General features: G+C 53.5%; 9 protein-coding genes. 8 read left to right on the plus strand and 1 reads right to left on the minus strand.

Annotated features, from left to right (window positions below; all coding sequences use genetic code 11):
- Window positions 1-943: 943 nt before the first annotated feature.
- Together ACGHAD_RS01860 and ACGHAD_RS01865 are read left to right on the plus strand one after the other, a co-directional pair.
- Window positions 944-2,692, plus strand: a complete 1,749-nt coding sequence (locus ACGHAD_RS01860; RefSeq protein WP_382416814.1) for a polysaccharide lyase family 7 protein — start codon at window positions 944-946, stop codon at window positions 2,690-2,692.
- A gap of 197 nt (window positions 2,693-2,889) precedes the next feature.
- Window positions 2,890-4,557 carry a polysaccharide lyase family 7 protein gene (locus tag ACGHAD_RS01865; protein ID WP_382416816.1) on the plus strand — a complete coding sequence of 556 codons (1,668 nt, stop codon included), beginning with the start codon at window positions 2,890-2,892 and terminating at the stop codon, window positions 4,555-4,557.
- Between the two features lie 122 nt (window positions 4,558-4,679).
- Here ACGHAD_RS01865 and ACGHAD_RS01870 read toward each other — a convergent pair whose 3' ends face one another.
- Window positions 4,680-5,663 carry a CobW family GTP-binding protein gene (locus ACGHAD_RS01870; RefSeq protein WP_382416818.1) on the minus strand — a complete coding sequence of 328 codons (984 nt, stop codon included), beginning with the start codon at window positions 5,661-5,663 and terminating at the stop codon, window positions 4,680-4,682.
- 394 nt (window positions 5,664-6,057) lie between these two features.
- On the opposite strand from ACGHAD_RS01870, the gene ACGHAD_RS01875 reads away from it, so the two are divergent.
- From ACGHAD_RS01875 to glyA, 6 genes are all read left to right on the plus strand, one after another.
- On the plus strand, window positions 6,058-8,382 hold the full coding sequence (locus ACGHAD_RS01875) for a TonB-dependent receptor (protein WP_382416820.1): 2,325 nt from the start codon (window positions 6,058-6,060) through the stop codon (window positions 8,380-8,382).
- 22 nt (window positions 8,383-8,404) lie between these two features.
- Window positions 8,405-9,721 carry a hypothetical protein gene (locus ACGHAD_RS01880; protein ID WP_382416822.1) on the plus strand — a complete coding sequence of 439 codons (1,317 nt, stop codon included), beginning with the start codon at window positions 8,405-8,407 and terminating at the stop codon, window positions 9,719-9,721.
- A 390-nt stretch (window positions 9,722-10,111) separates the two neighbouring features.
- A complete protein-coding gene (locus tag ACGHAD_RS01885; protein WP_382416824.1) occupies window positions 10,112-11,896 on the plus strand; it encodes a DUF1631 family protein in 1,785 nt (594 codons plus the stop codon).
- 73 nt (window positions 11,897-11,969) lie between these two features.
- Window positions 11,970-12,464 carry a DUF4870 domain-containing protein gene (locus tag ACGHAD_RS01890; protein ID WP_339617116.1) on the plus strand — a complete coding sequence of 165 codons (495 nt, stop codon included), beginning with the start codon at window positions 11,970-11,972 and terminating at the stop codon, window positions 12,462-12,464.
- 8 nt (window positions 12,465-12,472) lie between these two features.
- Window positions 12,473-13,459, plus strand: coding sequence for a 2-hydroxyacid dehydrogenase (locus ACGHAD_RS01895; protein WP_382416827.1), 987 nt, complete (start codon window positions 12,473-12,475; stop codon window positions 13,457-13,459).
- A 161-nt stretch (window positions 13,460-13,620) separates the two neighbouring features.
- Entirely contained in the window at window positions 13,621-14,883 is a 1,263-nt protein-coding gene (gene glyA / locus ACGHAD_RS01900; protein ID WP_339617118.1) for a serine hydroxymethyltransferase, read from the plus strand.
- Window positions 14,884-15,067: the final 184 nt, after the last annotated feature.

Consider the following 15,067-nt stretch of genomic DNA (forward strand, 5'->3'; position numbering starts at 1 on the left):
AGGCTATATTAAGACTTACGAAATGTAATCCGTTTGCGCCGTCAGTGCAAGCTGCGACCAATACTCTGAGTTAGATGGGAAAAAAGAATTGTTGGCCGATTGATGTTTTGGGACGTGAGCTTCGCTGAAAAATGAATGCAGGGTGTGAGATAAGCCTCCGTCAGGTATTGCTGTTTTTTTTGCGCTTGCACTTTATGCGATTTTTGGCTTCTCAGCCTGTGCAGCCCAATTTACGAGCTGATGATGAAAACGTCCAATCCGCTGTCTTCGCGCTCAGCCGGTTCTAGTGCTTTAAGCACTTTGTCAGCGCTCTTGGGCGGCGAGTGGCTACCGCCAAGCAGATAATCGCTTAACGTTGAGTGAGTTGGTTTGTATCTTTTGTTACCGTATTGTTGATTATTTTTGTTACCTCATTTGGTTGTTTCTGATGTGTCAGCAGAGAATGACTTGTTCGATATGTGATCTCCTTCTCCTTTGGCCCTCCGTTGCGTGAGTTTTGCTTATCCTTCGACGCCTTTTAATTCTTTAATGAAATTATAGATATACCTTTATATTTCTAAATTGAATTTATGCGCTCTGATTTCTATAAAATCTGATTCTATTCGTAACACTATTTTTATTGGTATGTATATTTGTTTACAAATAGGTGAACCATGTTGTAATGTTTCTGCCGGATTCGCCAGTGAATGGCATGTGGCCGGTTTCGCCGACAGTGAAGTGGGTATACCGGGTTGAGAGTAGTGAGTCGCCAACGTGGTCTGATTGTATTTCCACATAACCTGATTCGTATTAGAGCCTTAATGCCAGTTTCTGACGTTTACCAAAGGTGCACTTACCATACCGGTTTGGATTGTCGAGGATTGATAACCCAAGGCGGTTTACTTGCCCAAAAGTGTGAGTGCCCGATTACATAAGACCTATAACAGAGATAAGAGAGTGTGTTATGAAACTGAATAAATTAATGGTTTTCACTTCCCTGGCCTTAACCGGCTCCTTAGCCCACGGTGCGACCTTTGTGATGGAGAAATACGGCACAGGCTACTCCATTGATGGCAATGGTGGTGCACAAGTTGGCCAACAGCTGTACTTGTGGGGAACCAACCTCAACAATGCCAACCAACAGTGGGTTCAGCTGGATCGTGGCAACGGTTATTACTCTTACAAAAAAGAAGACACCAATCTGTGCTGGGATGCTGGCAGCGGCGGCGCCCGCAACCAGGCGGTGACTTTGCAAGCCTGTAACGCCGGTAATTACAACCAGCAGTTTTCTAAAGTAAAAGTTTACGATGGTACTGAGGTTTACCGCTTTGAAAAACGCAACGCCTCGGGCTTCTCGCTTGATGGCAACGGTGGAGCGGCAGATCGTCAGTCTATCTATTTGTGGAACTCTAGTGACACTAACGTCAACCAGCAATGGGAGTTGCACCGTGTCGACGACGGCAGTAGTGACGGTGGTAGCTCGAGCGATGGCAAACTCGCCGTAGACACGGCGTTCGACGACGGCAGCAGTCACTCAAGTTATCCGGCTTCTAACGCGGTTGATGGCAGCACCAGTTGGGCATCTCGCTGGGCGGCATCTGGCTCACCGGTTAACTTAACCATTCAGCTCGAAGAAGTGAGTGAAGTGACCGAAGTAGGCATTGCCTGGGGGCGTGGTGATTCGCGCGCTTATACTTTCGAGATTTACGCCCGTCCTGGTACAAGCGGCTCGTGGACTAAAGTGTACGACGATGTCAGCAGTGGCTCTACGGCCGGTATCGAGGTGTTTGACGTTACCGACATTGATGCACAGCAAATACGTGTTAAAACCTTCGAGAATACCTCGGGTAGCAACTGGACCAATATCACCGAAGTAGAGGTTTACGGCGCCGAGGGCAGCGGCTCGGGCGGCGGTGATAATGGTGGCGGCGACAATGGCGGTGGTGACAACGGTGGTGGCGAACCATCTGGCTCGGCTGAGATTCCTTCTGACTTGATGAGCAACTGTAATCAGTGGAAGATCACCTACCCCGATGGCGTAGAAGATAAAACACTGTGTGGTGAAGGCAACAATGAGTACTTCTATGTTAACGACTCGGGCAATGGCATCGTGTTTTTCGCTCCAGTCCGCGACGGCAATGGCTCAACGCCAAACTCTGATTACATTCGGTCCGAGTTGCGCGAGCGCGAAGCCGATGGCAGTAAAGATATTTACTGGACCACCTCTGGTAAGCACGTCGTTTATGTAAAACAAGCGATTACGCATTTACCCATCGTTAAGAGCCACTTGGTTGCCACTCAGATTCACGGTAACAAAGATGATGGCATTGACGATGCGTTGGTACTGCGCCTAGAAGACTCGCACCTGTTCTTGAGCTTTAACGGCGGTAAACTGCGCAGTGATGTCACCATTACCAACAACTACAGCCTGGGTACCAATCACGAGGTTATTTTTGAGGTGATCGATGGCAAGCACTACGTGTACTACAGCGAAGATGGCAACCTGAACAATGCCTATAATTCGGGTAATGCCAGCCAGTACTTAGTGCGTGATGGATCTAGCGATTACGTGATGGATCGTAGCTACGGTGAAGCCTACTTTAAAATCGGTAACTACACTCAAAGTAATGCCGAACAAGAAGGCAGCGAAACCGGTAAGTCTGATAACTATGGCGAAGTTGTCGTATACGATTACTGGGTAGACCATCAGTAATTAGTGTGCGCCCGCCGGCCGCGGCGGGAATTTGTAAGAAGCCACCAGCGATTTTGTACTGATCGCTGGTGGCTTACCTCCCCGTAAAGTCAATCTATTAACCGTAACATCGAAATGAGTGGCCCACGCCTTGGGTGTGTCAGGGCGTAGCGCGCCTGATAACTTATCACCGATATAATTCTAATAGGTGTTTTGATATGACAGTGAATAAATATATGTTGATCGCTTTAATAGCGGTCTCTGGCTCGTTAGCCAATGCGGCTACCTTTGTGATCGAAAAGCATGGCACCGGCCACGCGATTGATGGCAACGGTGGCGCTCAGATAGATCAGCAACTGTACTTGTGGGAAACCAACCTAGACAACGTTAACCAGCAATGGGTGCAGTTGGACCGTGGCAACGCTTACTACGCCTATAAAAAGCAAGGCACCAATTTGTGTTGGGATGCCGGTAGCGGGGGAGAGCGTAATCAGGCTGTACAATTGCAAACCTGTGACGCTAACAATTACGACCAACACTTTGCCAAGGTAAAGGTGTACGCTGGCACCGAGATTTATCGTTTTGAAAAACGCAACGCCTCAGGATTTTCACTCGATGGCAATCGTGATGCTGCCAACCGGCAATACCTTTATCTTTGGAACTCTAATAGCGACAATATTAACCAGCATTGGGAGCTGCGCCGTGTCGATGATGGTGGCAGCAGTGAAGGTGGTGAAAGTGACGACCCCGCCCGTAACAAGCTTCCTATAAATACTGCTTTTGACGATGGCAGCGGCCACGCGAATTACTCGGCCACAAAAGCCATCGATGGCAATACGGCATGGAGCTCGCGCTGGGCGGGCAATGGCACGCCGGTTAACCTGACGGTTGAGTTGGAAGAGGTCGCTGAGCTAACCGAATTAGGTATTGCTTGGGGGCGTGGCGATTCACGCGCCTACACCTTTGAAGTGTACGCACGCCCCGGAACCAGCGGTGCTTGGACGAAAGTGTACGACGGCGTCAGCAGTGGTTCAGAGGGTGGTGTTGAGCTTTTTGATGTTACTGATATGAATGCCAAACAGGTGCGCATTAAGACGTTTGAAAATACCTCGGGCAGTAGCTGGACCAATATTGTTGAGGTTGAAGTTTACGGCGCTGGCGACTCTGGTGAAGGTGATAATGGCGATAACAGCAGTGGCTCCGACATCCCAAGCAACATCACCAACGGCAGCATTTTTGACCTGGAAGGGGATGACCCGCATCCGCTGGTTAATGCGTCAACCTTGAGGTTTTTGCCGCTAGAGGCGCAGTACACATCGCCAAACGGTAATGGCTGGCGCCACGAGTACAAAATCAAAAGCAGTTTGCGCGTGGCCATGACGGACACTTATGAAGAGTTTGAGGCTGACATAAAAGTGGAGATGTCTGATGCGGGTAAAACCATTGTTGCCCAGCATCACGCCAGCGATACCGGAACCATTATGAAGTTGTATGTGTCCGACTCTTCCGAGTCCGGCTTTGACGACAGTGTGGCAGGCAACGGTATTTTCGATGTCTACGTACGCTTGCGCAATACCGCTGGCAGCGAAGAGAAGTACGCATTGGGCACTATCCGAAGTGGCGACACGTTTGATTTTAAAATGGTGAATGATTACGGCTATGTCACTGTTTACGGTATGGGCAATAGCTTTGGCATTCCGGTAGAAGACGATTCGGCGTCTTACTTTAAATTTGGTAACTACCTTCAGTCACAAGATACCTACTCGATGGACAAGTGTGGGGAGCCGGGCAATTCCGATTCGTTTGCCGATTGTTTTGCTGACTTAGGGATTACTGAATCCACTGTCATCATGACCAACGTTCGCTATACGCGTATCGCGCAATAAGTGCAGCTTACGGCGGCAGTACCAATGTGCTGCGCCGTTTACCTACCAAGCTCACGGGTGTTCGCCCGTGAGCTTGGCAGCATGCACAGCGTGTGACAAAAACAGTACTGATTTGATAACGGCTATAACGCCTGTGTTGTCAGGCAATTTTTTAACGCCTCGCCCAGCGCATCCCACTCCAGCGGTTGATGATGAATAATCTCCAGCCGACTATCCTCGCACTCATCCAGCTCCAACATTTTAACCACGCCGTCGGCGAGATTGAGGGCGATGATGCCTTGGTCGGTAATCAGTACTGCTTTTAGCCGATCGCAGCTTAAGCCGTTTACCCAGTTGAATAACGGCTCAAGCGCAAATACCTGGGCGGGGTGAATAACCCAGCCGGCGCTGAAGTATCCCTGCCCCTGGTGTTGTTTGCTGACAATAGGGTGCCCGGCCGTTGGCGTGGGCAATGTGGCAGCCGGGTAGTTGCCGCCGTGGTGGTGACTGGGCTCGGGCAGTGGGCTGTGTTGTTGGTGCTCGCCCTCTAGCCACTGTGGTTGCAGTTGGCCCTGCTTGATCTGTACCTGTGGCCGTTGCTGCAGTAACCATTGGTCTAGTTGTTTGTGCATGGCGGTTAGCTGCTCGTCGCTCGCTAAGTCCATTTTACCGATAACCAGTACATCGGCCACCTCCAGTTGCTGGCGGAACACGTCGTTGTCTAAGTGCCTTTGGCTGACAAAGTGGCGGGGGTCGATAAGGGTTAAACAGACTTTTAGCTCGATCACGTTTTGAAAGTGATCGTTAAGGGTTTGCAGTATTTCGAGCGGGTGACCGAGGCCGGTGGGCTCGATGATTAGCCGGTCAAACTGCTGCTGCCGCAATAGCTGGGTTAGCCCCACCTGCATGGGTAGGCCCGCCACACAACACATACAACCGCCGGGTATTTCTTTAACGGTGGCTCCGCCCTCACTTAACAGCGCACCATCGATGCCGATTTCGCCAAACTCGTTTACCAGCACCGCCCAGCGTTCATGCTCGGGCTTTTGGCTTAGCAAGTGGCGAATCAGGGTGGTTTTACCTACGCCTAAAAAGCCGGTGATGATGTTGGTGGGGATGGTGTTCATGGCGATCCTGATGGTTACGGGTTACGGGTTACGGGTTACGGGTTACGGGTTACGGGTTACGGGTTACGGGTTACGGGTTACGGGTTACGATAGATTAGACTCGGTAATAATATTTCCGTCCACCGTCCACCGTCCACCGTCCACCGTCCACCGTCCACCGTCCACCGTCCACCGTCCACCGTCCACCGTCCACCGTCCACCGTCCACCGTCCACCGTCCACCGTCCACCGTCCACCGTCCACCGTCCACCGTCCACCGTCCACCGTCCACCGTCCACCGTCCACCGTAATGTTATACTGTTGCTTTTCATGGATGTTATGTTATAACATAATGGCGGTTTGGGCGAGTCGCTACAATTGTTTGTCTTATATGGTATCCGTTATTGGGGGTTTTTGTGTTGAAACGGTCTTTGTGGGCTCTGGGGTGCGTGGTTCTGCCGTGTTGGGCGAGTGCCGACACTATTCAGGGGGTGGTGCAGGATGCGGCTGGGTTACCGGTCGTGGATGCCACTGTGCAGGTGGTGGGGGCTCGTACTCGTACCACGACCAATGCAGCGGGCGAGTTTATCTTGCAGGAGCTGTCTAGCGACGACGTTGAGTTGCATGTACGAGCGCCACTTTATATTCACAAAAATGTGCATGTTCACGAAGGTGGGCAGTCGCTGCGAATCGTGCTGGATGAAACCGTGATGGAGATTGTCGATGTGACGGCGCTGCCGTGGCATGTATCGCAAATGGAGTCGGCCGCCCCGGTATCGGTACTTAGTGGGGATGCACTGCGCGATCAGCAAGCGGCAACGCTGGGCGACACCCTTGGTAAGCAAGTGGGTGTGCACTCTAGTTATTACGGGCCGGTAGCCGGCACGCCTATTATTCGCGGACTTTCTGGCCCGCGTGTGTTGGTGGCGCAAAATGGTTTGGACGTGGGCGATGTATCGCGCAGCGGACCGGACCATGCCGTGACGGGCGAGGCGACGACCGCACGGCAAATTGAAATCTTACGCGGCCCCGCCACTTTGTTTTACGGCAGCGGTGCGGTGGGCGGCGTGGTGAATGTGGTGGACGATCGTATCCCCCAAGATGCTGACACGTTTGGTCAGTGGCAGCTGGAATACAACGGCGCTAATAACGAGCCCGTGGTGCAGGGTAGCGTTAATACGGGCGTAGGTGATTTTGCTGTGCACGCCGATGGTTTTTGGCGCGAGGCCGATGATTTAGAGATTCCCGGTTATGCCGAGGCACAGCCGGACGGCGATGGCACTTACGGTGTGCTGGAAAACTCGGCTTACGATAGCCAAGGCGCCACCATTGGCGGTAGCTATTTAATGGAGAATGGTTTTGCCGGTGTCAGTGTAGGCCGGCTTGAGCGCACTTATGGCATCCCCGGGCATAGTCACGACGGCGTTGCCGTGCAGGCTGAGCTTGAGCAAAACCGCTTGCAGTTTGTCAGCGAGTACAGTTTTGATCATGACATTTTAGCCGAAGCGCGGCTGCGCTACGGCTACACCGATTACCAACATCGCGAGCTAGAAGGCGATGCCATAGGTACCGTTTTTACTAACGAACTACACGAGGCGCGGCTCGAATTATTCCATCAGCCATTTGCCGAATGGCGCGGCGCGCTAAGCTTGCACGTAAAGCATGAAGATACCGCCGCCGACGGCGAAGAGGCATTCACACCGCCGTCGGTAACGGATATGTGGGCCCTGGCGCTGATGGAAGAAAAGCACTTTGGCGATTGGTTGGTGCAGCTGGGTGCACGGGTCGAGCGTATCGAAGTCGACGCCAGCGATGTGCGCCTAGACGGTGATGGAGATCGCGGTTTTTATCATATCGAGCAGGCGTTTACGCCTTACAGTTTATCGCTGGGTACGGTGTGGGATTTTACCGAAGGCTACAATCTGGCGGTGTCTTTATCGCACTCGCAGCGCGCGCCTTCAACCACCGAGTCGCTGTCGCTTGGGCCACACCTTGGGGCCGGCTCCTATGAGGTAGGTGCTATTTTTGAGTTTGCCGCCAACGAGTCGGGTGACTGGGTGGTTAACTTTTCTGATCGCGCGCTCGGCATGGAAACGGCCAACAATATTGATATCTCGTTGCGCAAATTTTCGGGCGATGTTGGTTTTGTTGTCGGCGCTTTTTATAACCGCGTGGACGATTTTTACTACGCGCGGGCAACTGGGCTTGAAACGGAATCTGAACACGAGCACGAGCACGAGCACGAAGAGCATGCCCATGAAGAAGATGGCCATGACGAGCACGACGACGAACTTTTGCCCGTGTACCAATTTACCCCGGCTGACGCAGAGTTGTATGGCGCAGAGGCCGAGCTGCATTGGCAAGTCTATGCCCCGCTTACGTTGCGCGTAACCACCGATTACACCCACGCGACTTTGCGCAGTGGTGGCAACCTACCGCGTATTCCTCCGTTGCGGGCAGGCTTTGCGGCCGACTATGTCGCCGGCCCCTGGAAGATCAACGCCAGCGCGAGCCACTATTTTGATGCCGACGACACCGCAACACTCGAAACCAAAACCGAGGGCTACACCTGGGTGGATGCAGAGGTGAGTTATGGTTTCTCTTTGTTGGGTGATGCGCGGGTTTACCTGCGTGGCGATAACTTGCTTAACGAAACCGCCCGTGTGCACAGCTCCTTTATTAAAGATATCGCGCCGCGTGCCGCGCGCTCGGTATCGGCCGGGATTCGCACCACTTTTTAATTTCACGTTTAAGGATGTAACGATGCAACAGCTAGCAAAACGCAATCCGCTATTCGCCGCTTTTTTCGCATTGGCGTTAACCGCCTGTGGCGACAGCGAGACGAATATTTACGCCCAAGATGTGGCTGAGCCTGAACATGAAGACCACGACCATGGCGACGAGCACGACCACGATGAACAAGCCAGTACGGCGCGCTTGATTTTGACCGAGGCCGGCTCTGAGGTTGTGTATGTGGTGACGGCCGATGACGGTGATCAAGTGGCCGAGCTGAGCCTGCCGGCCCCTGTTGGTTATGTCTACCCAATGCAAGGTTATCGCTACGCGGCGTTTGTGCATCGCGATGACAACTGGGTGAGTTTTGTCGATGGCGGCGTTTGGTCGGAGGATCACGGCGATCACGATCATCCTTATGCTGAGGAGCCGGTCATTATGGATTTTGCGCTGGACGGTGTGCGCCCAACGCATTTTACCTTGGCTGACGCTGGCGCAGCGGTGTTTTTCGATGGCAACGGCGAGACCGGCGATGTGGCTGGGGTTGCCACCTTTAGCGATGCTACTATCGCTGATAACGGCTTAGAAAACACCCTGCAGTTTGCCACCCACATGCACGGTGCGGCGCAATTGCGTGGCGAGCATTTACTGGCAACCGAGCGCGATGCTGCTGCTACTAGTAGCACACTGCCTGCTGCGGTTGGCTTGTACCACTTGCACGATGGCATGTACGAGCACGAGTTAACCTTTACCGAGCTTTGCCCCGGTTTGCACGGCAGCGCGCAAAATGAAAACTTCATTTTATTTGGCTGTGAAGACGGCGTGTTGCTGATTGACGAATCAACCGATTTTAGCGCGAGCAAAATCACCAATGCCGATGACTTTACCGATGGTATGCGGGTGGGCACCTTGCGCGCCCATCATCATACAGAGCAAGCGGTTGCCATTGCCTCGGGGCAGTTTTATCTGGTCGATCCGGCGCTTGCCCAGCTGCAGCCGTTGGGCGTGAGCTTGCCTGACGGTGTCAGCGCGGTGAGCTATGAGTTTGTGTTGGGCGGCGAGGCTTTTGCTATATTGCAGTCCGATGGTGAGCTTGTGGTGTTGGACGCTCACGATTGGTCCGAGCAAGAGCGGGTTTCAGTAGTGCAAAACCCTCAAGCCGACGCGCTTACGTTAATAGTGCAACCGGACGGGCACATGGCTTACGTGCTTAATAGTGCCGGTGAGCAAGTGATTCCGGTAGATCTGGAAGATGCCCACGCAGAGGAACCCTGGGCACTGGGTTTTGCTCCGGCAAGTGGGACTTGGTTGGGCGTCGTGACGGAGGAGCACGATCACCAACACTAGTGCTCTTGGGTGGCTATGATCACCTAATTCATTAGCCCGCCTACGCCAACTTGGGTAGGCGGGCGTCTTGGTTTTTAATGGTCAGTTGCCTTCCTTTTTTAATAAGCTTGTCGTCTAATTCAACGGTTGCTATTATGTCGGCGAATCGTGCGGGCGTGCGTCATAATATGGCGTGTTCTTAGTGGTCCGCACCCGCGCCGTGCGGCCGTGCTAATGGTCCGCCTGAGCCGTCCCCGCAATAGCTTAATATTACGCAGTTACACTCCCTTTTATAACGGATAGTGAGTTGGTCTTTTAGTTGCTCTATACGCCTTAACCGCTAAGCGTGGTGCGGTATCTGAGCGGTAAACCTTGTGGTGGAAGCGGTTCGTTGTGTCAGTGAGGACAGTAATGAAGGATACCAGCCAGCGGAATCCAAGCCGCCTACCGGAACACCTAGATAACCTGTGTCAGTGGACACAGGCAAACGAACGCTTGGCCTCTGAGCAGCTGATACCTCTGTTGGCGTGGAATAAAGTCAGCTGGGATTCTTTTAAAGACTCGTTTCCGGCGGCAGACGCGCAGTGCTTAGTGGCGGTCTGGTTGTTGCGCGCGCTGTCTGAGAACGTCGATGTTGATCGCGCGCTGGGAGATCGAGTGCAGCGCTTGCAGTTGGCATTGCTGGGTCAACTAATTGCCGCTGATGCCCCCTTGCGCTGGTGTTTGCCCGAGTGGTGTGAGCAGTTGGATCGGCTGTGTTTTCATTGGCAGGGCTGGTACCCAACCTTGGGGCGTTTAGGCGAGCGCTTTTTGGCGCGTACCGACGACTTGCTGGGCGTGTTGGAGAGCGGCTCGTCAGAAGCGTCGCTTGCGGCTATGCGCGATTTTAACCGCCGAGCGGACCGCGAGCTGGACCGCGCGGCGACCTTGGCGCGCCGCATTCGTGAATCCGAGCTGGGGCAGCAGAGCGTTAGTAACGCCCACCGTGAGGTGGTTACTTACCTCAATAACCACCTCGCCGGCTGCAGTTTGCCCGAGCCCGTCTACGAATTTGTGATTGGCTCTATTCAGCCTGCATTACAGTATTATTTGATTAACGATGAGCGCGAACTTTGGTCCACCTGGACCGAAAACCTAAGCGATTTAATTGGCTGTTTAAGGCCGGTCAAAACCGAAGAGCAGTGGCAGCGCTTTCACCAAAACTCGGCGCTTTTTGTCGCCCGCCTAAGTACCGCCAAACCACCCCATAACTGTATTTTTGAGCACTACCATCAGTTTGTCACGGACGTAACCATCTGTGTCGATCGGCTGCGCGCGGGCGACCGACCAGAGATGATTATCGCTCCGCCGTTGTTCGATAGGCGTCGCTCATCCAAGCCGCTCGATGCCCAAGAGCCCCGCGCGCAAGACCTAGAGCCCCACGGGTTTGAGTGTGGTGATTGGTTGGCGTATCGCACCGAGTACGAGGGCGTGTTGCGTTGCCAGTTTTTGTTGCAGCCGCCCGGCAGTCACGAGTTATTGTTTGTCAATAGAGAGGGCCACCGGGTTTTGACGGCGCCGGTGGGCCGGATTCTCGACTGCTTAGAGTCGGGCGAGGCGCGCCGCATGCTGCCAGTGCAGGCCTACAGTACGGCGTTGAATACCGCTGCGGCGCGGCTCGAGTATGTTCATTCCGAGCTGGCCTGTCAGCGCCGGGTGGCAGAACAGCTGGAGCAACAACGCCTAGCGCGGGCAGAGCGTTTGCGTGAGGCGCGCGAGCGTGATCGCAAAAAGCGTAAAGCGGCCGATAGGGCCGAGCGTGTGAAGGCTTTGCAAGAAGAGACGCAGCGTATTAAGCGCGAGCAGGCCGCGTTTGAGCGCCACCGCGCTGCCGCCGAGCAGGCGTTGGCCGAACAGCGATTAAGCAGCGCGCTAACCGAGGTAGAAGCGTTAACCATTGGCAGTTGGGCCGAGCTGCGTTTGAACGACGTTGAGAGCGTTAAGTGTGAGTTGGTGATGTTACTGCAGTCGACGGGCAAATACGTTTTTCATAACCACTTGGGGCGCCCCGTTGTGACACTGCTGCGCGAGCAGCTGGCGCAGATGTTGGTGGCCGGGCACGCGGTGTTTTTTCAGCCGGCGCTGGGCTTTGATAACCGCTTGGAGCGTATCGTTCAGGGGCAGCGCCGGCCAGGACGTGAGGCGGGCCGGCGATAAAGATCTGTGGTTTGGTACTCGCGAATAATCGCACTATACTGGGACTTTTAAACATAACGATAGGGCGAGCGAGATGGATCTGGAAAAAATTGAAAAACTCAATGAGTTAAAAGAAAAAGGCCTGATTAGCGAGCAAGAGTACAACGAGGCAAAAGCCAAAGCGCTGGGCAGCAAATCAACCACCAGCTCCGACCCGATGGGCGATATGGATAACCGCACTTTTAGTATGCTGCTGCACTTTTCTCAGTTGTGTGGTTTTGTTGCGCCAGTGTTTGGCTGGGTTGTACCGCTGGTCTTGTGGATTATCAAACGCGACGACCCCTACATCGATCAGCAGGGCAAGGTGGTGTTTAACTGGATCATCAGCTCTTTTATTTACTTTATTATTTGTCTTATCTTGATGATGCTCGTGGTGGGTTTCTTCTTAATGATTGCGTTGGGTATTGCGTCGATTATCTTCATCGTCATCGGTGCAATAAGGGCCAAAGATGGCGTAATAAAGAATTACCCCATGAGCATCGGCTTTTTTCGGGTTGAGCCAACCCCTGTTGAAAGAATTGAGCCATAGGCAGCCCGATGCGCGTTGCCGTTTTTAACACCAAGGCATACGACCGCCTCTACTTGGAGGCGGCCAGCGCGCATGAATTAACTTTTATCGAGGCTCACCTCAATGTGCAAACCGCCCCCCTGGCGGCGGGCTTTGCGGCGGTGTGTTGCTTTGTTAACGACACCTTGGATGAACCGGTATTGCGGCAGTTGGCCGAGCACGGCGTCCAGCTTATTGCTATGCGCTGCGCCGGCTTTAACAACATTGATCTGCCCGCCTGCGAGCGGCTGGGCCTCACCGTATGTCGCGTGCCCGAGTACTCGCCTTTTGCGGTGGCCGAGCACGCCGTTGCTTTGGTGTTGGATTTAAACCGACATATTCACCGCGCGTTTAACCGTGTGCGCGAGCAAGATTATTCGCTGGATGGTTTGCTCGGGTTTGATTTGCACGGCAAAACCGTGGGGGTGGTGGGCAGCGGTAAAATTGGCCGCGCTTTTGCCCGCATCATGAGTGGTTTTGGTTGTCAGGTGATTGTCAGCGACCCTCTGGTTAACGACGAGATGGCCGGTATTGCTCGCTATGTGTCCGCCGCCGAGTTATGGGCTGACAGCGATATAATCTCTTTACACTGCCCATTATTGCCCGCTACTCACCATTTAATTAACGCCGACACCATCGCTCAAATGAAACCTGGTGTAATGCTGGTTAACACCAGTCGCGGCGCGCTGATTGATACGCCTGCGGTCATCACCGCGTTAAAGTCTGGCCAGATTGGCTACTTGGGTTTGGATGTGTACGAGGAGGAGGGCGACCTGTTTTTTGACGATCTCTCTGGCACTATTATTCAGGACGATGTGTTTGCCCGGCTAACCACTTTCCCCAATGTGTTGGTCACCGGTCATCAGGCATTTTTTACCCGCGAAGCACTGGCCGAGATCGCCCGCGTTACCTTGCAGAACCTTACCGACTATGAGTGCGGAGCGCTGCCTGATGCCAGCCGGGTTACCGGCCACTAAAGCGCATGCGGCGCAATAATTAACGTGGCACAGCACTGGTCGATTGGTGTACAATCGCGCCTTCTTTTTTCCCGATTTTTTAGTCTTGGTAGTCCCGCCTGCTCGACAATGCCTGTGCCTTTGTCGTCTAAGGTGCGCTGCCGTTAGCGTAGGAAGTGTCCATGTTTGATAAAGACCAGACCATTGCAAGTTACGACCCCGAGATTTGGCAATCCATCGAAAACGAGAGCCGTCGTCAAGAAGAGCACATCGAGCTGATTGCCTCAGAGAACTACACCAGCCCCATGGTCATGGCCGCGCAGGGCACCAAACTGACCAACAAATACGCCGAAGGTTACCCAGGTAAGCGTTACTACGGCGGCTGTGAATACGTCGATCGCAGCGAGCAGCTGGCCATCGACCGCGCCTGCGAGTTGTTTGGCGCCGCTTACGCCAATGTTCAGCCACACTCGGGCTCGCAAGCCAACTCGGCGGTTTACGCCGCGCTTTGCACCCCCGGTGCCACGGTGTTGGGCATGAGCCTGGACGCCGGTGGTCACCTGACCCACGGTGCCAAGCCTAGCTTTTCGGGCAAAATGTACAACGCGGTGCAATACGGCCTGAATGTGGATACCGGCTTAATCGACTACGATCAGGTCGAAAGCCTGGCGCTGGAGCACAAACCTGAAATGATAATCGCCGGTTTCTCGGCGTACTCGCAGGTTATCGACTGGGCGCGCTTCCGTGAAATCGCCGATAAAGTAGGCGCTTACTTACTGGTAGATATGGCCCACGTGGCGGGCTTGGTAGCCGCTGGCGTGTACCCCAGCCCCATGCCGCACGCCCATGTGGTTACCTCGACTACCCACAAAACCTTGCGCGGTCCCCGCGGCGGCTTGATTTTGGCCGGCGACGACGAGGCGATTCAAAAGAAATTAAACTCGGCTGTTTTCCCCGGTGGCCAAGGTGGCCCGTTGATGCACGTGATTGCCGCTAAAGCGATTAGCTTTAAAGAAGCCATGAGCGATGATTACAAAACCTATCAGCAGCAAGTGGTGAAAAACGCTAAAGCGATGGCTAAAGTGTTTATCGAGCGCGGCTTAAATGTTGTCTCGGGCGGCACCGAGAACCACCTGATGCTGGTTAGCTTGATTGGTAAAGAGTACTCGGGTAAAGACGCCGACGCCGCTTTGGGCGAAGCGAACATTACCGTCAACAAAAACGCCGTGCCTAACGATCCGCGCTCACCGTTTGTCACCAGTGGTCTGCGTGTCGGTACCCCGGCGATTACCACCCGCGGTTTTGGCGAGAGCGAAAGCACCGACTTAGCCCATTGGATGTGCGACGTGCTGGACGGTCTGGAAAAAGGCAATGCCGAGCCTGTTATTGCCGAGGTTAAGCAAAAAGTATTAGATGTTTGCGCTAAGTTTCCGGTTTATGGTTAATATGCGCTACGCGCGTCTGAGGTCGGAAGTCTGACGTCGGGTGCGGTATGACATTGAAAAGGACAGCACATAGTGTTGCCCTTTTTTATTGTGCGTCAGACATCCGACGTCAGGCCTCAGAGTTAATCTGCCCAAAATTTAACCTTGCGTTCATCCCCCAAACTCCATAGAATAGCGCGCCCTT

This window comes from Gilvimarinus japonicus (genome assembly GCF_042847215.1).
Classification (GTDB): domain Bacteria; phylum Pseudomonadota; class Gammaproteobacteria; order Pseudomonadales; family Cellvibrionaceae; genus Gilvimarinus; species Gilvimarinus japonicus.

What these genes read in the sequence shown, in the direction of transcription:
- ACGHAD_RS01860 (WP_382416814.1), top strand. Translation starts at nt 944, where the DNA reads ATGAAACTGAATAAATTAATGGTTTTCACTTCCCTGGCCTTAACCGGC.
- ACGHAD_RS01865 (WP_382416816.1), top strand. Translation starts at nt 2,890, where the DNA reads ATGACAGTGAATAAATATATGTTGATCGCTTTAATAGCGGTCTCTGGC.
- ACGHAD_RS01870 (WP_382416818.1), bottom strand. Translation starts at nt 5,663, where the DNA reads ATGAACACCATCCCCACCAACATCATCACCGGCTTTTTAGGCGTAGGT.
- ACGHAD_RS01880 (WP_382416822.1), top strand. Translation starts at nt 8,405, where the DNA reads ATGCAACAGCTAGCAAAACGCAATCCGCTATTCGCCGCTTTTTTCGCA.
- ACGHAD_RS01885 (WP_382416824.1), top strand. Translation starts at nt 10,112, where the DNA reads ATGAAGGATACCAGCCAGCGGAATCCAAGCCGCCTACCGGAACACCTA.
- ACGHAD_RS01890 (WP_339617116.1), top strand. Translation starts at nt 11,970, where the DNA reads ATGGATCTGGAAAAAATTGAAAAACTCAATGAGTTAAAAGAAAAAGGC.
- ACGHAD_RS01895 (WP_382416827.1), top strand. Translation starts at nt 12,473, where the DNA reads ATGCGCGTTGCCGTTTTTAACACCAAGGCATACGACCGCCTCTACTTG.
- glyA (WP_339617118.1), top strand. Translation starts at nt 13,621, where the DNA reads ATGTTTGATAAAGACCAGACCATTGCAAGTTACGACCCCGAGATTTGG.